Genomic DNA, 20,161 nt, shown 5'->3' with positions numbered 1-20,161 from the left:
AGTCTGAAAAACACTATTAAAGGACATTTATACGAGGAATTTAAGATAATGTATAAACATAAAAAATGAAGCAAAGGAGTGATTGTTTGAATGACAAAGATGTTGAAATAGTTAATGATAGCTATAAGAGGTTAAGAGAATTATCAGAAGATGAGTCTAATGCAGTATATCTATTGATTTCAGGGCTGACAGTAACAGAGGTTGCTAAAGCAATTGGTGTTACTAGGCAAACTATTTATAACTGGATGAACAGAGAGCATATTAGGAAAGAAATTGACAGACGTAAACAAGAGCTAACAAACCAAGGAAACTTATTGATATTAAAGGATTTAGAAACTTATATCAATAACATCAAGGAATTAGCTAGTGATAAGAGTGATAAGAGGGTTATGCTAGCAGCTAATCAGTATCTTATAAATCGTATCTATGGTACTCCTACAAATACAATTATACAAGCAGAAGATGATAGTGGTGGTATGGGTATGGATACAACAGAAATAGAAGCAGCCATAGCTAAGATAAGAATAAGAACAAAAAAGTAATACTTAATACTCATTAATTTTAATTAAAAAAACTACCATTTTATAGATATTTGATGTAAAAATAAAGCATGGTGTAAATTTACATTGTAAAATATCTATTTTGATGTAAAAATAAAATTAAAAACGTAATTAATTTACAAAAAGAAGGATAAGTCTTTGACTCTAATTTTACATTTATGCTATAATATTATTTATAGAGTAAACATAGGTGGAGGGATCAAAGATGGTAGTAGGTTATATGAGAGTTTCAACAGCAGAACAAAATGAAGATAGACAATTAGTTACAATGAAAAAGCATAATGTAGAAAAAAAATATCAGGAGAAAATAAGTGCCAAAGATACTAAAAGATCACAACTAAATGCAATGTTAGATTTTGTAAGAGAAGGAGATACAATAATTGTACATGATTTTAGTAGACTTGCTAGAAGTACTAAAGACCTATTAGAAATAGTTGAGCTCTTAGAAAAGAAACATGTAAAGTTAATTAGTGATAAAGAAAATTTAGATACAAGTACACCTACAGGAAAACTTATGCTTACAATGCTTGGTGCAATATATGAATTTGAGAGAACAAACATGCTAGAAAGACAAAGAGAAGGTATTGCTATAGCTAAAGAACAGGGTAAATACAAAGGACGTAAAGAAGTTAAGATAGAGAACTTTGGTAGTTATTATGATAGATATAAAACTAGAGAACTTAATAAGACTCAATTGGCTAAAGAATTGGGAGTAAGTAGACCAACATTAGATAGATTAATAAAGAGCCATGAGAGTAACTAAGAAGAGCAATATATATGCTTAAGTTAATTTTAGTGGGGCAAATTCATAGAATTATGCCCTTTAATTATGTCTGAAATAATTATAAATAACTGTTTTTAAGTATAGGGGGGTATCCTTCTATTTTGAAAAAAGTATTTTTTATGGAAAATGAGTTCTGGAAATTTTCTAGCAAAATTTAAAAACCAGAGATACATCTTGAAGAAGGTGATTTTATTATAGAGAAAATTATATTGTTCATTTTATTAATTATATTATTAACTGAACCTAACAAGAAAATAGAAGAGATAAAAGGATGTAAATACGAGTGGATAATTTAGAAAGAAATATACAACTTATATTTAGTTATCTAGCAAAGACTTTTATAAGAAATGGAGTAGCAATAAAAGATGCTGAAAATGAAACAAATGTACTTATAAAGTCTAATGCAAATAATCTTTTTGGTGTTAATGGTCTTGCCTATCAACTTGGGAAAATAAATTTAGAATTTTTCTGTATGTATTTTATGCAAGATACCTATCTACCAAAGGAAGATAATGCTGCTGCACCTATAGCTAAAGTTCATCATGAGTTATGGGAAGATATACAAGAATCTATAATTGGAGATGGATTACAACAATTAGGAAGAATTTATCCAAGAGGTACAGGTAAAAGTGCATTTGGAGATTTGGCAACAACTGTATGGTCACACTGTTATAAACATAAAATGTACACATTAATTTGTTCAGATATAGGTTCTACAGCAGAAAAATTTGTAAAAGATATAAAGAATGCTTTACTTGAAAATGAGTATATCAAAAAAGCATTTGGAGTACTTTTAAATGATAATGATAGAAAATATATTTGCAATAGTACTCAATTAGAATTAACTAATAAAACCTTTATTGAAGCAATATCATCTTCATCACCAATGAGAGGAAGAAAATACAATAATAATCGTCCTGATCTTATCATACTTGATGACTATCAGTCAGAGGAAAATGTTAGAACAGAAGATGCTAGAGAAAAAAAGTTTAAAAGATTTTCTGATGATGTAAAATATGCTGCACAAAAACCAGTTATAAGAAACGGTAAAACTATAAAAAGAGGAACAACTTTTATAGCATTAGGAACTTTGCAACATAAAGAATGTTTCTATAGTAGGCTAAAGAATTTACCAACATGGAAGTTTAAATGTGAAAAAGGAGTTTTAGTTGATAATGTAGATGAATTATTTAATTCTGGTTTATGGCTAAAATTCAAAGAGTTGTTATTTGATTTCAAAAACACAAATCATCTTGAAGATGCTAAAGAATTTTACTGGGAAAATGAAAAAGAAATGAAATTTCCTATATTATGGCCAAGTTTTTGGGACTGTTTAGATATGGCTTTAAGTTATTATGAAAATCCAACCTCTTTTAAACAGGAAGTACAAAATGATGTAAATTCAATAGGTGAAAAATGGTTTAAAACAGTCAGAACTGAATCTAGAGAATGTATTGAAACACATAACTTCAAAAAGACAATGCTATTATGTGACCCAGCATCTGCTGGTGGATCTAAACATGACTATAGTGCTTTTCTTGTTGGGAGTGAGTCAGGTAATGGTTTACTATATGGGAGATTAGCAGAACTAGCTAAAATAAATGCTAGAACTGACTTTGATAAGTATATAGGACACATGATTTATTTATTAAAAATATATCCAGATATAACACATGTTTATATAGAGAAAAACACATTTAATGGTGCAGATGCTAATCAATTAGAACTTAAAATAAAAAATGATGATGTCCTTTACTACAGAAATATAGAAATCACTAATGAGCATCAGAAGAAAAACAAGGATGATAAAATCTCTACTTTAATTCCAGTTTTAAACAAAGGTCAAATGATTTTTGCAGAAGAAGATAAGGCATTTATACAGCAAATCCTTGATTTTACAGGACAAAAGTACTCTCTACATGATGATGCACCAGATATATCAGCAGAATTTATAAATAGGATTTTTAATATTAAAGTAAATGAAAGTATTACACTATTAGATAGAAGAAATTTAGGTCTTTGATTGTATGGAGGTGATGCATTAAGTGGAAATAGATTTAAGTTTATTAAGAGAAATATATGAGGACTGGAGTTTAAAAAAGCAAGAATACAACACTATGTATAAGTATTATAAAGGTGAAACAGATGCTATTAGTAACTATAAAATGGTTACCAAGAGATCTAATAATAAGATAAACACTAATTTCTTAAAAAAGTTTATTAATGAAGAAGTTGCTTATTCTCTCGCAAATAAAATCACCTATATAAGTAGATTGGGTGATGAGAAGATTATAAATGATTTAGAATACTATACTTGCCATTGGAGTAAAAAGCATGATTCAGATTTATTGAGATATACACTATTATTTGGATTTTGTTATGAACTTTACTATGTAAAAAACAATGAAATGAAAGTAAGAATAATAAAACCAACAGATGGCTGTCATTATGAAAATGAAGATGGAGAGATTATCTATTTCTTTAGAGAATTTAAAAAAGATTTTAAAGATGATATTTATATAGATATATATGATAAAGAATACATCTATCATTTTGATTCAAACTTTAAAGAGATAGAAAAACCCACAGTAAACAATATATTTGATGGTAATGTTCCAATATCAATTTGCAAAAGAAGTGAAGAACTAGGAAAAAATACAATATTTAATGATATAAAAGGGTTACAGGATGCTTATGAAACTAATTTAAGTGATATAAGTAATGAAATTAGTGATTTCAGAAATGCTTATCTAACTTTTTCTGGCTGCAATATTCGAGAAGAAGATTTACCAAGAATGAAGGAACTTGGAATACTTCAAGTTAATGGAGAAGGTAAAATAGAGTGGCTTATTAAAGATATGAATGATACATTTGTTCAAAATACATTATCTTCAATAAAAGAAAATATGTATGAAATTACATCCCATATAAATCATAATGAGAAAATGCAAAGTAATACATCAAGCCTAGCTGTTATAGCAAGATTAATAAGTACTGAATGGATTTGTAGTCAAAATAATGATAGTATTGCAGATACTTTATCTAATAGACACAAACTATTATGTATTTGGCTTAATAAGAAATATGGTTTTAGGTATGATTACAAAGATATTAAAGCTAAATTTACACCTAAAATACCACGTGATGATTTAGTTGTAGCAAATATAGTAAGTCAACTTGGAGATAAATTATCTACTGAAACAGGGCTATCTCAATTAAGTTTTATTGATAATCCTCATGCTGAAATGGAAAAAGCAAAAAAAGAGCAGGAAATAGTTTCAGAAGGAGAGATTTTATTAGATGAATCAGAAAGCGATAACTAAATTGACTGAAGATATATATAAATCTGCTGAAAATAGGACAAAACCATTTTATAAGTATCAAAGAGAAAACAGAGATAAACTTCTATTAGAGATAGCAAAGATATTGCTAACACATGATATTATCAATGAATATTTAAACATTAATAATAAAGATAAGAAAAATCTAAGGTCAAAACTTAATAAAATTATAAATGAGTATTCTAACAATTATGATGATGAAGTCAAGAATATAGAAACTATTTTATCTGATTTATCTAAGAAGAAATATTCAAATTTGATAATTTTATTAGGAGTAATACTGAAAGTAAAAGATATGAACAATAAAGTTATAAATAAGATAGTGAATAATAAGGTTGATGGAAAACATTGGAGTGACAGACTTTGGAAGAATAAAAAAGGTATAGAAGAGTCTTTAAAAAAAGAAATAAAGAGTTTTCTAAATGGAAAAACTTCTGTAAATAAGATAGAAAAAGCAATAAGAGATAAGTATTCAACTGGAGCAAGTCAGACAAGGCGATTAGTAGAATATGAAGTATCTAGGTGCCAAAGTGAAGTAAATGAGTATTTTTTCAAAACACAAGGTATTATAAAAGTAATGTATTGTGCTGATTTAGATTCTCGTACATGTAATGATTGTAGTATTTATAATGGATTAACCTTCTATGTAAATGAACCAAGACCCTCATTACCACAACATTGTTTTTGTAGATGTGAATATATACCTGTTATCTAACACATATTGATTTGATATGTGTATTTACTATGTACAAATTTATAAAAAGGAGAAAAATATGCAAAAAAGAGAAATGATAGAACTATTACAAAATATAGAAGACGAATCAGAGATAGATTCTTTATTAGAAAATTTAGACTTGTTTAAGTCAAAAGAACCCAAAAGTCCTACGATAGATGAATTTAAATCCTTAATTTTAAGTGATTCAAACTTTAAGTCTTTTATGGATAAAGAAAACAGTAAATATTATAGTGAAAAGTTAGAGCATTTCAAGAAAAATGATATGCAAACACTTATAAATGCTGAAGTTCTAAAAAGAACTTCTACAAATGAAACAGAGGAACAAAAAGCAATAAGGGAACTAAATGAAAAATTGGATAGATTAGAAAAAGAAAAAAGACACACAGAAATGATTTCTAAATATAAGGATATTTTAGTTGAAAAGAAAATACCTACAAACTTAATTGAATATCTACTATCTGATGATGATGAAAAAACAAATGCAAATATAGATATCTTTGAAAACTCAATGAAAAAATATATTCAATCTAGAGTAGATGAAAGGATTAAAGATGGTTCATATACGCCACCTGGAAAAGAAGGAGATAATGAACTATCAGAGGTTAGAAAGCAGATAAAACAAGGTTTAAATAGTTTCTAAAAAAAGAGGAGGATGATTTTATAAATGGCTAATGTATTACAATATGTAACGCTTTTTCAACAAGAATTGGATTCACAAATAGTGGTAGGTTCAACTACTGGATGGATGGAAAGAAACTCTGGTCAAGTTATATATGATGGAGGTAGAGAAGTAAAGATTCCTAAAGTGTCTATGGATGGTTTAGGGGATTATGATAGATCTAAAGGATACGCTCCAGGAGCAATAACACTTGAGTATGAAACTAGAAGAATGGAAATGGATAGAAGTAGAGAGTTTATGCTTGATTCAATGGATGTAAATGAAACAAACTTCGTTGTAAATGCCTCTTCTGTAATGGGATTATTTCAAAAGCAACATGTTATACCAGAAATAGATGCATATAGATACTCAAAGATATTTTCAGAAGTTTCTAAGGTTGATGAACGTGTAAAATATTCTTATGAAGTATCTGCTGCGAGTATTTTAAGTGAATTAAAATATCAGATAGCATCAATTCAAGATTCAACTGGTGATATACCTCTTATTATTAGTATGTCTAGTATAGTGGCAAGTATCTTAGAACAGTCTACTCAACTTGATGATATTGAATTTGGTGATGGAGATATAAAAAGAATTGTAAAATCTATAGATAATGTACCTATAATAAAAGTTCCATCAAAAAGAATGAAAACAGAATATATATTCATGGATGGGAAAACATCTGGTCAGACAGCAGGAGGTTTTAAGGAAGGGCCAAAAGCACTAGATATAAACTGGTTAATAACTCCATCATCTGCTCCAATTGCAATATCTAAGACAGATAAACCAAGAATATTCACTCCAGATCAAAATCAATCAGCTGATGCCTATAAAATAGATTATAGAAAGTATCATGATTTATGGCTATTAGATGAACCAATAAAACTTTGTAGAGCATGTGTAAAACAAGCAAAGGCTACTCAAGAGTAGAGGTGAAATAAATGTTTGTATTAAAAAAAGATAACGTTATTAGACTTGCTAATAATGAATATGAAAGTAATAATTTAGCATCAAAGGGATTTAAAATATATTTAGAAGAAGTGACTAAAGAGAATATTGATAAAAAAGAGGAAAAAATCGAAAAAGTTAAATTAATCTCTAATGATTTGTTTAATCTATCTAAACCAGAACTTATGGAAATTGCTAAAGGTAAAAATATAAAGGGATATTCAACTAAAACTAAAGAAGAATTAATCCAATTACTAGATGAGTACAATGCTTGATAGTATTAAGTTAATTTTAGGAATAGAAAATGATAGATATGATAAATTAATAATCCTTTATATAAATAAAATAAGTGAAATGGTTTTAGAATATTGTTCTAGACAGGAATTAAGTATAGCACTAGAAGGGTTTGTGGAAGAAAAAGTAATATCAATATTATCTTCAAGATTTGAGGAACTTAAGAAAAACAGTGGACTTGATAATCTAGAAAAAAACTTAAAAGCTATAACTAGAGGTGATACAAAAATAGAATATAATACTTTAACATTGCAAACTGCTGAAAATAGCATAAGTTCATCATCTTTTTTAACTGATGCTGATAAAAAATTTCTAAGTCCATTTTGTGTTGTTAATATGTACTAAGGGGTGATTAAGTGACAGAGGCAGATATATTAGAAATGACCTATCTTGATAAAATGACTATCATCAGAAAGTCAAAAGGTTGGAATCAAGAAACATGTTCTAATGATTTTAGTAATATTATTATAGCTGAGAATATCCCATGTGCAATTTCAAGAAAAGAAGAAGCCATTGTAAGTGGCGATATTGGAGTTATAGTCATAAATAGAAAGTTATTTTGTAGACCAGAAGTAGATATAAAAACAGGCGACACTATAAATGCAACTTATAGTCATGGAGAAGAAGCTATATTTAAGGTTTCTAGGGCAAATATATATCCAAGCCATATGGAAATACCTATTACAGAAGCGGAGAGAATATAATGGGAATAGATAATTTAGGAGTTTTTGAAGCATTAGCCTTAGATTTAAAGTTAAATGCATCAAATTTTAATAGAAAAATCAAGAAGTTTACAAAAGAAACTGGGCAAGAACTAGCAGAAAATATAAGAGATGAAACACCTGTGAGAACTGAAAAGTTAAAAAATGGATGGGAAGAAAATCAGCCTGAATATGATACTTATATTGTTGAAGATAAGGTTGAATATGCTACTTTAGTAAATGATGGCCATTCAACTAAAAATGGTGGCATTGTCCCTGGTTCTTTTATGGTTGAAAAGGGAATTGAAAAAACAAAAGAAAATATGACAAGCGCAAAAGCAAATTTATTTGATTGGTAGGTGATTGGTTGCTTACAAACAGAGATATTATAATAGCAGTTAATGAAAGAATAGAAAATGAGTTTAGAGATACAGATATTTTTATTAATGAGGATAATATACAAGGCTTTGAGGAGGCTTGTTTTTTTGTGCAACTTTTACCTGTTTCTAATAATATTGCAAATAAAGTTTTAGATACTAAAAAGATATTCATAGATATTGAATATTATCAAAGAGCTAGAAAAAATAAACTAAATCTATATGACATACAAAGTAGATTAGAAAAAATATTTAATAGAAATATAAAGGTTAAAGATAGAGGTCTAAATATAGAAAATATATCTCCTTCAATATCAAAAGATTCTGTAGGTTATAAATTAACTTTCCTAATTACTGTATCTTATTTTGAAGAGATTTACTTTAGTAAAGAAACATATGAAACTATGGAAAGTGTAGATTTAAAGATAGGAAGTGATTAAATGGGTTTACCAGAAATTAATATATCCTTTATTCAAGCTGGAAAAACTTTTGTTAAACGTTCTGGTGGTATTGTAGCACTTATTTTAAAAGATACAAAGAATACAGGATTGATTGAAATACAGGAAATAGAAGATATTCCAAATGGCTATTCTGCTGACAATTTAAACTATATAAAGATGGCAATGAGAGGAAATATATATCCTCCAAATAAAATATTAGTTTACACATTAGATGTAGATGAATTAATAGATGATGCTCTAGACTTTCTTGAAACTTGTGAGTTTAATTACCTTTGTATGCCAGAGGAAACAGAGCAAGAGTTGCCTAAAATTAAGGCCTGGATTAATAAGATGAGAGAAGATAATAAAATAAAGGTTAAGGCTATAACTGCAAATAATGTAGCAGATTATGAAGGTATAATAAACTTTACAACAACTGATATTGAAATTAATGGTAAGAAATATACTTCGAATGAATTTCTACCAAGGTTAGCAGGTTTTATCTCAGGAACTCCATCAACTCAGTCTATAACATATGCAAATATACCAGAAATAACTAACATACCAAAACTAACAAGGGTTGAAGCAAATACAAAAATAAATAATGGAGAGTTAATTTTAATAAAAGAAAGTGGCTCTATAGTTGTTGCTAGAGGGGTAACATCCTTTACAACAACCACAGATTCAAAAGGTGACATATTTAAAAAAATTAAATTAGTAGATACATTAGACCAAATTCATAATGATCTTAAAAAGATAATTGTAAAAAACTATATAGGAAAAGTCCCAAATACCTATGATAATAAGTGCTTACTTATAGTCGCAATACAATTATATCTTCAAGAATTAGAAAAAGATGGTCTCATTGATCCAGGTTCAACAGTAGAAATAAATTTAGATGCACAAAGAGAATGGTTAAAAAAACAAAATATAGATACATTTAATATGGAAGAACAACAAATAAAGGAGTATAACACAGATACTCTCGTTTTTTTAAAAGCAAAGATTAAATTAATAGATGCTATGGAAGATGTCTATTTAGACATATCTATGTAGTTTGGAGGTTATAATTTGAGAGCTAGAATGGAGACAAATAGAATAATATCTGGTACATTTGGGGAATGTTGGATTGATAACAGACAACTAACATCTGTAAAAGGACTAGAGGCGAAAATTGAAATAGAAAAAGAAGAAGTAAAAATTTGTGGTCAGGTAATGGTTGGACAAAAATTTATGGGAGCCTCTGGTAAAGGTTCAATAACATTATTTAAACTAAGTTCTTTATTTGGAGAATATATCGAAAGTATGCTAAATGAAGGAAAAGCATTTAGATTTACTATAATAAGCAAGTTACAAGATCCAGATTCATATGGAGCTGAAAGAATTGCACTTTATGGATGTATGTTTGATGATTTAACTTTAGCTGATTGGGAAGCAGGAAAAATGGGAGAAATAGAGGTTCCATTTACATTTGAAGGTTTTAAATACTTAGATAAAATCAAGGAAAAATAGGAGGAAATTTATTATATGAACACAGTTGAAAAATTATTAAAAATGGATGCAGGTAAATTAAAAATGCCATCTAGTATATATGAATTGTATTGTAAAAAGTTAGATGACACTTTAGAAATTGAATGTAATGCCATTGATCCAGAACGTTTTGATGAGATAAGAGTTAATTCAATGGATGTTGATAGTGGCAATTTAGAGAGTATTAATGTTTACGAACTTAAGGTGAACACAATACTTGAATCATGCCCAATGTTTAGAAATATGGAAGTTGTAGAAAAGTTCGGACTGGTAACTCCTAAAGACCTTATAAAAAAGTTACTATTAGCTGGAGAGATTGATAATTTATATGAAGAAGTTAATAAGGTAAATGGTATAGATGCAGAGGGCGATAGAAAAAGACAGAAGGAAAAAGATAAAGAAATAAAAAACTAATTAAAACGGATGGAAAAGTCAACTTAATGTACTTATTATTTAAGTATAAAGGGATAATGCCATCCGTTTCTTTTCACATGCTTAAAGGTGAAACAAAGATTGTTAGTGTTTTTATGGACCAAGAGTTGGATGAAAGAAAAGAAGAAATAAAATTTGGTGCTGGGAGGTTGTTTTAATCTATGAGTTCTAGTACAAAAGTTTTACAGGCAGTAATAAAAATGAGAGATGAAGCAAGTTCAACTTTAAGAAGAGTGACGGCTAATACTAGGGCTTTGCATGATTCATCCTCTCAAGCATCAAGAGCATTAAATAATGTCCAGAACAATTTAAAAAGTGTTGGTACAAGTGCATTAAAAGCAGGAGGACTTATAACTGCTGGAGTTGGTGGGGCATTTGCTGCTGCAACAAAAGTTGGAACAGAATTTGAAAGTGCCATGTCTCAAGTTAAGGCTACATTTGGAAATTCCTTAAAGCCAGGTGATTTTGAAGCTATGTCAAAGGCTGCTAGAGATGCTGGGAAAGCTACAACTAAAACTGCTGCTGATTCTGCCAATGCACTTCAATATATGGGACTTGCTGGATGGGATGTTCAAAAATCAATGCATGCCTTAATGCCAGTACTTAACTTATCAGAAGCAGCATCTATGGACCTTGGTTTAGCATCTGATTTAGTAACTGATAGTATGAGTTCTATGTGTTTAGAAGTTGATAAAGTAAGTAAAAGTGGCAAAGTACTAGCTGGCGCTGGATTAAGTGAGTACTTAGATAAGGTTGCAAATGCATCTACTAAATCAAATACAAACATACAACAGTTAATGGAAGCATTTAATGTTGCAGGAGGTACATTTAGTAACTTAAAAGTTCCATTATCTGAAGCAACTGCTATTATGGGAATACTTGCAAATAGAGGAGTTAAAGGTACAGATGCAGGCCATGCTTTAAACTCAATCATGATAAACCTTACAACAGGTGCAGGCCAAGCAGGTAAGGCAATGAAAAAACTTGGAGTAAGTGCATTTGATAATCAGGGTAAATTTAAAGGTATGTCAAATGTACTTAAAGAAGTTGCAAATAAAACAAAAGATATGACTGATAAACAGAAAAATTATTACTTAGCAGCCATAGGGGGAAAAACTCAATTAAAAACGTTACAAAAGTTACTTGATGGAGTTGGAAATGAGTATGATAGCTTAAAGAAAAAAATAGATAATTCAAAAGGTGCCTTAAAAACAATGTCTGATGTAATGAAAGATAATACTAAGGGTGGACTTGCAACCTTAAAATCAGCCCTTGAAGAAACTGGAATTACTATTTACTATCAACTAAAGCCAGCAATAGCATCTGTTGTTGATAATCTAACTAAAATGACGGTTTGGTTCAATAACTTAAGTGAACCAATAAAAAGAGTTATCACTAATGTAATGCTTTCAGTTGGAGCATTTGGCGTACTTTTACTAACTATAGGAGCAGTATCTTTAATTGTTTCAAAAGCTATAGGTGTATTTAGTTTCTTCGTTCCAATAATACTAAGAGCAAAAGTTGCTTTTAGAGCTTTTGTAATTGGGATGAAACCATTAAGTGCAGTATTTTTGGCTGTAATGGGTCCTATAGGATGGACTATAACAGCTATAATTGCATTGTCAGTAGCATTTACTGTTGCTTATACTAAGTCTGAAGTCTTTAGAAATAAAGTTAATTCATTAGTAAAATCATTTGTAGAATTCGCAAAACCTATAGTAAGTTTTTGTATGCCTGCACTTAAACAATTAGGTGAAAAATTTAAAGAATTATTATCTTCACTTGGACCATTATTTGCATCTATATTAAATTTAGGTAGTGTGATAATGAAGGTGTTAGGGCCTGTCTTAATTGGTGTAATAGGGTTTCATATAGCAAAATTAGTTTTAATTTTATCTACTTTGGCAACGGCATTTAGAGCTGTTGTAGATACTATAACTAATGTATTAAATGGTCTAGCATCTATTTTAAATGGAATATTTGATTTAATTATTGGCATTGTCACAGGTGATAGTAAAAAGATGATGAATGGAGTTAAACAAATATTTGATGGCGGAGTAAAAATTATAAAATCAATTTGGAAAGGTTTCATAGATTTTATAACTGCTCCAATAGAAGCAGTGGCTGATATTGTAGATAGTTTATTTAAGGATAAAGCGAAATGGCTTACAGATAAATGGAGAGATTTAAGAACCTTCTTAGAAAATCCAATTGAAGCAACCGCAAAAATATCTACTAAAACAAATGTGAATATACCTGGAAGTAAAGCGGCAGATGCAGCTGGAAAATCTACACCAAATACAGGTGGCTTAAAACAAACAATGGCAAATTTAGAAGGTTCATTTAGTAATTTTAAAACTTTTATTAAACCTATGACAGATTCTATAAGTCAAGGTGTTGAATCTGGAAAGACTAAATTTACAGAACTGCAAAATAAGATATTAAATGATGTTAAACCTGCACTAAAGATTCTAGAGGATTCTGGAGTAAATTTTAAGAATAAATTTAAGGAGTCAATAACTTCAATAAAAGATAAATTTAATGAATTAAAGGATATATTAGCTGGAAATATTAAAACAAATATAGATAATCTAGTAAAAGCATTTGAACCTTTAAAACCTCATTTAGATAATTTGAAAGAGTGTTTTGATAAGGTTAAAAAAGCAATTACTGACTTTTTTACTCCAGCCAAACAGGTTGGAGATACAGTAGACCAGGTAAGCCAACCAATGGACAATATGAAAAAGTCTACCGATGGCATAAAGTTAGCATTTCAAAACTTAAGTCAAGCACTTGCCCCTGTTAAAGCTTGGTTTCAAAGATTTATGCCTTTCCTATCACAAATAGGGCAACAATTATTACCAGCTATAGGAATAGCAATAGCTGGTGTTGTTGGTGGAATAATTTTAGCATTTATATGGTTTTTAAATACATTAACAGCAATAATAACAACTGTTTCTGGAATTATAAACGGAATTATATCTTTTATATCTGGAATTATAAATGTTGTAATGGGACTTATAACAGGAAATGCTGACCAGACAATGGATGGCCTTAAACAAATATTTGATGGCGGAGTAGGTATAGTTAAATCTATATGGAATGGTTTGGTCGATTTAGTTAGCGGAATACTAGAACCTGTAATAGATCTTGCTGATTCATTTTTTAAAGATAAAGTTAAAGGAGTAAAAGAGACTTGGAATAAACTTAAAGAATTTTTTAAACATCCAATTAAAGGAACAATAGAAATATTTAAAAAAGGTCCTAACTTACAAATAGGGAAAGGTGCAGATGCTGCTGGAACTAATACAAGAGGAGCGTTTGGTATAAATAGAATTCCTAGAAATGATTATCTAATTAGAGCACATGAAGGAGAAAAACTTTTAACTAAACAAGAGGCCAATCAATATAAGAGAAATAGCTCAAATGGAAGTTTATTTCTTGATAAGTTAGCAGATACAATAATTATAAGGGAAGAAGCAGACATAGATAAAATTGTAAAAAAACTAAACAGAAAAATATCTCTTGCAAATGCTGGAGGAGTTCTTTAGGAGGTATCTAATGGAAATATGGTTAAGACAAGCAGATAATGCATTTAGATTCCCTATTCTACCACCTTCTTTCGAGATAAATGGAAATGCAACAATAAATACATCTAACATATTAAGCATTGGAGATATCGCAGTATTTGGAGGGGTTGGACTTAAGAATATAGAAATAACGTCCCTTTTTCCAAGTCAAGAATATAGTTTCTGTAATTACAATGGATTCCCAAAACCTTATGATTGCGTAAATTTAATACAAGGTTGGATGAAAGAGGGATTTATATTAAGATTTATAATTACAGAAACTAATGTAAACTTTGAATGTATCATAGCAGATTTTAATTACAAAGAGCAAGATTGTTCAAGAGATGTTTATTTTACCTTAAGTTTAAAAGAATATAGAAGGATACAAATATCTAAAGTAAACATTAATAATGATGAAAAGTTATCTTCTGAAAAGAATGTTCCACTAACAAAAGGGTTTGATACTAAGCAAAAAACACATAAGGTTGTTGAAGGAGATACTCTTTTTAAGATAGCTAAGAAATATTATGGAAATGGTGACCTTTGGCAGAAAATTTACGAAGCCAATAAGGATAAAATTAAAAGCCCAAACATAATACAAAATGGATGGATTTTAATAATACCATAAAAGGATGGTGATTTATAATTAATAAAATCAAAATACAAGTTCATATAAAAAACGGAAATATATATAATATAACTGATTTAGTAGACAAATGTACCTGGTCTGGAGATTATAGATCACCATCAAGAACACTTGAATTTTCTATAATTCAATCATCATCTGATATTAACTTTAGGCAAATAGATATTCCAGTGGCAAGTACAATTTGTTTCTATGTAGATGATAAAGAGATTTTTAGAGGCATGATAATAGACAGATCTCTTGATTCAAGTAATAACAGTATTGATTTTACTGCAAAAGATATGGGTTTTTTACTTTTACAAAGTGAAGTTTCGTATAATTTTAAAGATAAATTAGTTGAAGATATTGCTAAACAAGTTTTTACAGATAATAAACTCCCACTAGGTAATTTACCTAAGACTAATGTTAAATACACTAAGATGTTTATTGGTGTAAATGGATATGACACTATAATGAGTGTTTATACAGAAGCAAGCAAAACAACAAAGAAAAAATACATGATAGAAGCCAATCTTGATAAATTTAATGTCATTGAAAAAGGAATTGTTACTCTAGATATTACCTTTGAAGAAGGTTTTAATCTTATTAATACAACTTTTTCAGAAAGTATGGAGAATGTTAAAAATAAAGTACTGGTTGTTGATCAGTATGGCAATAAGGTTAACGAAAAAATAAATGACTCTATATTTAAAAATGTTGGAGTAATTATGCAAAAGGTAATACAACAACAAGAAAATGACACTGTAGATATAGATAATGAGTTTAAAGACATAGAAAGAACTTGCTCTTTAAAAGGATATGGTGATATAAGTTGTATAACTGGTAGAGGTGTAAAAGTAAAAGATTCATATACAAAATTAATAGGACTTTTTTATATAGATACAGATAAACATATTTGGCAAAATGGAGATTATCAGATTGAACTTGAACTTAACTTTCAAAACATTATGGATGAAAAATCTGCTGGTCAAGATGAACAAAAAGAAGATGGCAGTTCAGAGTATACTGGAGGAACAGAGTTTCCTGCTGAATTTACGGCTTATTGTCCTAGAAAATCTGAGGGTGGAGATACAGATTGTAGAAAGAAAAAATTAGACCCTTCTAAAAAAACATGTGCCGCCCCTATGGTTGGTGCTTTCAAACAATCTTACTATACAAAAGATTTCTTAGATAAACATCCATTATTAAAATATGGTGATGAAATACAATTAGTTACAGGAGTTTCAAATCGAGATGGAACATACAAAGTAAATGATGTTGGATCTGCCATAATTATAGACAAAGATGGAACTTATCACATAGATATTTTATTTGGAAATGTAGAAGATATGATGGCTTTTGGAAGAAGAAAAGGAAAAATAGTAATAGGTGGTTATGCTGGAAACATGACAGAAAGAGCAAAAGCAGTAATAGCAGAGGCAAAAAAACATCTAGGAAAACCATACAAATGGGGTGGCAATGGACCAAGTAACTTTGACTGTTCTGGACTTATGGTATATTGCTTTAAAAAGGTTAATGTTAATTTACCAAGAACATCTAGTCAACAATCTAAAGTTGGTAAAAAAGTAGAACAAAGTAATTTGCAAGCAGGAGATTTAGTATTTTTCCATAATCCAGTTAGTCATGTTGGTTTATATATAGGTAATGGAGAATTTCTACATGCCCCACAAACAGGTGATGTAGTTAAAATAAGCAAAACAAGCAGTAGTTATTACACTAAAAACTTTGCTACAGCTCGAAGAGTTTTATAAAAAGAGGTGATAGAATGGCAGATCCAATTAATGAATTTATAGGAATAATGAGAAAAGAAGGTAAATATCATAATCAGCCTTCTTTTTTTATTGGTAAAGTTAAAGATAAATTGCCAGATTTAAAGATAGAGATAAATACTCTTTTATTGGAAAAAGAAAATCTTTTAATAGATAGTTGGATACTTAATAGTCAGATAGAAACATTTGAAACAGAAATAAATCAAGAACACAAACATAATATAAAAAATCCTTTTATTAATAATCTCGAATCTGGAGATATGGTAATAATGTTTAAAATAGGCGATAAGTTTGCCGTTGTAAGTAAGTTGGTGAGTTTATAATGAGTACAATCTTCCCTTTCATGGGTGTTCCAGAGGATTATACTTCTCCATCCAATGAAGAATTACCTATTTTCAAGGAATTTGCTTGGAATTTTGAAAAAGATGAAAAGATAATTGAAAATGGAGACTTTAAAGTAGTTGAAAGAAATGAAGCAATCAAAGTATGGATTTATAAAACTATAAAGACAGATAAGTATGTTCATTTAATATACACTTGGGATTATGGAACAGATATAAAAAATCTCATAGGACAAAAGTATACTAAAGGCCTTACTGAAAGTGAAGCAAAAAGGTATATACAAGAAGCACTCTTAATTAATCCATATATATTAGAAGTTAATGTAACAAATACAGAATTTAAGGATGATAATTTATCTATAAATTTGAATATAAAAACAATCTATGGAGAGGAGAAGATTACTTTTGTATGATAACCAAACATTTAGTACCTTAAATAATAGAACATTAAATAACATAGACCTTCCTCTTTACAAAGGTCAAGGATCTTCTCTTTATAATATAGTTTCACCTGTTAATTCAGAACTTGCACAGTTATATATAGAACTTTCTTATATACATAAAAGAGTTTTTATTCAAGATAATTTTGACGATTTTCTCGATAGAAGAGTCAATGAATTTGGAGTATATAGAAAGTTAGGTACAGAAGCAATAGGTGAAGTAACATTTGAAGGCAAAATGGGAACTCAAATACCAAATGGAACAATAGTATCTCACAGTGATTTACTATTTGTAGTTATTAAAGATATTACAATAGATGAAAATAGTAAGTTAAATGTAAGCCCTATACAGGCTTTGGAGGTTGGCGTTAAGTACAATTTATCAGCTAACACAGAATTTAAACTTATAGACAATATAAATGGTGTAACTAAAATTTATAATGAACTGGACCTAAAGGGTGGAACAGAAATAGAAACTGATGAAGAATTAAAAGAAAGGTTCTATAAAATACAAAAAAATCAAGCAACGAGTGGAAATAAAGCACATTACCAGTCTTGGGCTTTAGAGGTTGAAGGTGTTTATAATGCAAAAGTAATTCCTTGTTGGGATGGACCAGGTACAATTAAAATTCTAATTTATGGTCAAAACAATCAATCAGTTGACAATGAAGTATTACAAAGATGTGCTGAACATATAGAAGAAGAAAAACCTATTGGACCTACTGTTACAATTGTTACACCAAGTACTTTTGATATTACTATTAGTGCGACTTTAACACTTGAAAATGGATATGATATTGAATCCATAAAAGTTGTGTTCTTAGATATTATAAATTCTTATTTAATAGAAAATTCAAGAGAGATTATTTATATAAAAATAATGAGTTTATTAGCAAGCATAGAAGGAGTGCATGATATAAAAAATCTACTTATAAATGAAGATATTAAAAACATAATAGTTGATGAAGAAAAAGTTCCTGCTGTTTCAAATGTTACATTTAATATCGAGGTGAGTTAAATTGAAGTTAATTGACCACTTACCAAGTTTTGCAAACAATGAAATTGACATACAAATTCAAGATGCACTTGAAAATGAACTTCTAACATTACTTGATGAAAAGAATGATTTATTAGATCAGTTTTTTATAGATACAGCAACTTGAGGGCTTGATGACTGGGAAGATCTATTAAAAATAAAAACAAATTCTAAGTTGGATTTTAATACTAGAAGAAGTAATATAAAAGCCAAATTAAGAGGTAAGGGTACAACTACAATAGAAGTTATAAAGGCAATCTCAGAAGCTTACACAAAGACTAATGTTGATGTAGAGGTATTTAGTAATCTATTTAGTTTTACACTTAGTTTTATAACAAATAATTGTAGTTATAACACTATCTTGGAGTTAGATAAGAAAATAGAAGAAATAAAACCATGTCATCTTGAACACAAATTTGAGATGATTTTATTCAATAAAAATCACATGTTTGCAGGTTCTACAACGAATACAGGTGAAACAGTTACCATATACCCATATACTCCAACAAACTTTGAAAGTTTTGGAGAATTAACTATAGCTACAGGTAATGATAGGAGTATGGAAAAAGTAACTTTATACCCAAAACAGGAGGTGATATAATTGGCAGAACAAAAATATTATACCCTTTTAACAAAGATAGGTATGGCATCTATTGCAAATGCTACAGCACTTGGCAATAAAGTAGATTTGGTGAAATTACAACTTGGTGATGGAGCAGGAACAGAATATAATCCAACAGAAGAGCAGACAACACTTAAAAAAGTAGTTTGGGAAGGTTCTGTAAACAATGTAAAAGTAGATGAAGAAAATCCTAACTGGATAGTAATAGAAACTGTAATACCAGGTAGCGTTGGTGGATTTATGATAAGGGAAGTAGGTATATTTGACTCGTTAAATCAATTAATTGCAGTATCTAAATATCCTGAAACATATAAACCAACTGCTGATTCGGGAAGTGTAAAAGATTTAGTTATAAAAATTATTTTAGTAGTTTCTAACACTTCAAGCGTGAATTTAAAAGTAGACCCAACTGTTATTTTAGCGACTTTAAAAAACATACAAGAGTTAGACACTAAAATAGATACAACTAAAACAGAGTTAATAAGTAACATAGAAACTACTAAGACAGAGTTAAACACTAGAATTGACACAGAAAATGAGAAACAAAATATCAAAATTGACCAGCTAATAGCAGGGGGTTCTAATGTAGCATCTACTCAAACAATAGATATTGATGATTGGGTAGATGATGAAGAAGGTGGATTCAAGGCAACTGTAACACATAACTTATTAACACAAAGAATAGTTGTAAATATTATAGATGCTACTACAAAAGAGAATGTAGTTACAAACTTTAGGATTATAGATGATAATTCTATTGAAATTAGAAGTGAGACAAAAACTGAGTTAAATGTTTATGTGATAAATGGGAATGCAGAGACTCATTTTATTAATGCGACCGTTGATGATAATAGAGTGAGTGAAATGACTACTTATTCATCTAAAAAGATAACTGATTCTATTGGTAATATACAACTTGTAGATACCAGTATAAGTA

At 29.1% G+C, this 20,161-nt stretch carries 24 protein-coding genes and 1 pseudogene; all 25 read left to right on the top strand.

Translation table 11 applies throughout. The features are described 5' to 3' along the window. Window positions 1–86 precede the first annotated feature (86 nt). A complete protein-coding gene (locus KGF36_RS17335; protein WP_021382780.1) occupies window positions 87–542 on the top strand; it encodes a helix-turn-helix domain-containing protein in 456 nt (151 codons plus the stop codon). 223 nt (window positions 543–765) lie between these two features. Then, window positions 766–1,323 carry a recombinase family protein gene (locus tag KGF36_RS17330; RefSeq protein ID WP_227829885.1) on the top strand — a complete coding sequence of 186 codons (558 nt, stop codon included), beginning with the start codon at window positions 766–768 and terminating at the stop codon, window positions 1,321–1,323. 304 nt (window positions 1,324–1,627) lie between these two features. Beyond that, window positions 1,628–3,367 (top strand): hypothetical protein, encoded by a 1,740-nt coding sequence (locus KGF36_RS17325; protein WP_227850730.1) that lies wholly within the window; start codon window positions 1,628–1,630, stop codon window positions 3,365–3,367. Between the two features lie 22 nt (window positions 3,368–3,389). Beyond that, entirely contained in the window at window positions 3,390–4,667 is a 1,278-nt protein-coding gene (locus tag KGF36_RS17320) for a phage portal protein (RefSeq protein WP_227829883.1), read from the top strand. Then, window positions 4,645–5,400, top strand: a complete 756-nt coding sequence (locus tag KGF36_RS17315; RefSeq protein WP_227829882.1) for a minor capsid protein — start codon at window positions 4,645–4,647, stop codon at window positions 5,398–5,400. The genes KGF36_RS17320 and KGF36_RS17315 overlap by 23 nt, the downstream gene beginning before the upstream one ends. Window positions 5,401–5,458: 58 nt before the next feature. Continuing rightward, window positions 5,459–6,061 carry a DUF4355 domain-containing protein gene (locus KGF36_RS17310; RefSeq protein WP_227829881.1) on the top strand — a complete coding sequence of 201 codons (603 nt, stop codon included), beginning with the start codon at window positions 5,459–5,461 and terminating at the stop codon, window positions 6,059–6,061. 24 nt (window positions 6,062–6,085) lie between these two features. Beyond that, entirely contained in the window at window positions 6,086–7,009 is a 924-nt protein-coding gene (locus KGF36_RS17305) for a hypothetical protein (RefSeq protein ID WP_021382814.1), read from the top strand. An 11-nt stretch (window positions 7,010–7,020) separates the two neighbouring features. Beyond that, window positions 7,021–7,302: a Rho termination factor N-terminal domain-containing protein gene (locus KGF36_RS17300; protein ID WP_227829880.1), complete on the top strand. Its 282-nt coding sequence runs from the start codon at window positions 7,021–7,023 to the stop codon at window positions 7,300–7,302. Next, complete coding sequence (locus KGF36_RS17295) at window positions 7,295–7,666, top strand: phage head-tail connector protein (RefSeq protein ID WP_227437250.1); 372 nt, start codon at window positions 7,295–7,297, stop codon at window positions 7,664–7,666. The genes KGF36_RS17300 and KGF36_RS17295 overlap by 8 nt, the downstream gene beginning before the upstream one ends. Before the next feature lie 11 nt (window positions 7,667–7,677). Continuing rightward, window positions 7,678–8,025: a hypothetical protein gene (locus KGF36_RS17290; protein ID WP_227829878.1), complete on the top strand. Its 348-nt coding sequence runs from the start codon at window positions 7,678–7,680 to the stop codon at window positions 8,023–8,025. After that, window positions 8,025–8,381, top strand: coding sequence for an HK97 gp10 family phage protein (locus KGF36_RS17285; protein ID WP_169470315.1), 357 nt, complete (start codon window positions 8,025–8,027; stop codon window positions 8,379–8,381). Before KGF36_RS17290 ends, KGF36_RS17285 begins: the two co-directional genes overlap by 1 nt. Window positions 8,382–8,389: 8 nt before the next feature. Continuing rightward, window positions 8,390–8,839, top strand: a complete 450-nt coding sequence (locus tag KGF36_RS17280; protein WP_227829877.1) for a DUF6838 family protein — start codon at window positions 8,390–8,392, stop codon at window positions 8,837–8,839. Further along, entirely contained in the window at window positions 8,840–9,895 is a 1,056-nt protein-coding gene (locus KGF36_RS17275; RefSeq protein WP_227437124.1) for a phage tail sheath subtilisin-like domain-containing protein, read from the top strand. 15 nt (window positions 9,896–9,910) lie between these two features. Then, on the top strand, window positions 9,911–10,351 hold the full coding sequence (locus KGF36_RS17270; protein ID WP_227437126.1) for a phage tail tube protein: 441 nt from the start codon (window positions 9,911–9,913) through the stop codon (window positions 10,349–10,351). Window positions 10,352–10,366: 15 nt separating this feature from the next. Further along, entirely contained in the window at window positions 10,367–10,783 is a 417-nt protein-coding gene (locus KGF36_RS17265; protein ID WP_227829876.1) for a phage tail assembly chaperone, read from the top strand. Window positions 10,784–10,809: 26 nt separating this feature from the next. Beyond that, entirely contained in the window at window positions 10,810–10,959 is a 150-nt protein-coding gene (locus KGF36_RS17260) for a hypothetical protein (RefSeq protein WP_227829875.1), read from the top strand. A 3-nt stretch (window positions 10,960–10,962) separates the two neighbouring features. Next, window positions 10,963–14,352 carry a phage tail tape measure protein gene (locus tag KGF36_RS17255; protein ID WP_227829874.1) on the top strand — a complete coding sequence of 1,130 codons (3,390 nt, stop codon included), beginning with the start codon at window positions 10,963–10,965 and terminating at the stop codon, window positions 14,350–14,352. A gap of 10 nt (window positions 14,353–14,362) precedes the next feature. Beyond that, on the top strand, window positions 14,363–14,998 hold the full coding sequence (locus KGF36_RS17250) for a LysM peptidoglycan-binding domain-containing protein (protein ID WP_227829873.1): 636 nt from the start codon (window positions 14,363–14,365) through the stop codon (window positions 14,996–14,998). 239 nt (window positions 14,999–15,237) lie between these two features. Continuing rightward, window positions 15,238–16,767 (top strand): NlpC/P60 family protein, encoded by a 1,530-nt coding sequence (locus tag KGF36_RS17245; RefSeq protein ID WP_255287872.1) that lies wholly within the window; start codon window positions 15,238–15,240, stop codon window positions 16,765–16,767. 14 nt (window positions 16,768–16,781) lie between these two features. Further along, a complete protein-coding gene (locus KGF36_RS17240; RefSeq protein WP_227829871.1) occupies window positions 16,782–17,108 on the top strand; it encodes a DUF2577 family protein in 327 nt (108 codons plus the stop codon). Then, entirely contained in the window at window positions 17,108–17,539 is a 432-nt protein-coding gene (locus KGF36_RS17235) for a DUF2634 domain-containing protein (RefSeq protein WP_227829870.1), read from the top strand. The genes KGF36_RS17240 and KGF36_RS17235 overlap by 1 nt, the downstream gene beginning before the upstream one ends. Further along, window positions 17,532–18,584: a baseplate J/gp47 family protein gene (locus KGF36_RS17230; protein WP_227483715.1), complete on the top strand. Its 1,053-nt coding sequence runs from the start codon at window positions 17,532–17,534 to the stop codon at window positions 18,582–18,584. The genes KGF36_RS17235 and KGF36_RS17230 overlap by 8 nt, the downstream gene beginning before the upstream one ends. A gap of 1 nt (window position 18,585) precedes the next feature. Beyond that, window positions 18,586–18,729, top strand: a complete 144-nt coding sequence (locus KGF36_RS17225) for a hypothetical protein (protein ID WP_227829869.1) — start codon at window positions 18,586–18,588, stop codon at window positions 18,727–18,729. Between the two features lie 12 nt (window positions 18,730–18,741). Then, window positions 18,742–19,203, top strand: a pseudogene (locus KGF36_RS17220) (putative phage tail protein); the annotation flags it as partial. Then, a partial coding sequence (locus KGF36_RS17215) for a phage tail protein (protein ID WP_227854912.1) occupies window positions 19,204–20,161 on the top strand: 958 nt, incomplete at its 3' end.

Origin of the sequence: Clostridioides sp. ZZV14-6009 (genome assembly GCF_020658095.1) — a bacterium.
Taxonomy (GTDB): domain Bacteria; phylum Bacillota; class Clostridia; order Peptostreptococcales; family Peptostreptococcaceae; genus Clostridioides.
Note: the sequence above shows the minus strand (reverse complement) of the source record. Positions and strands in the feature narration are given on the sequence as shown.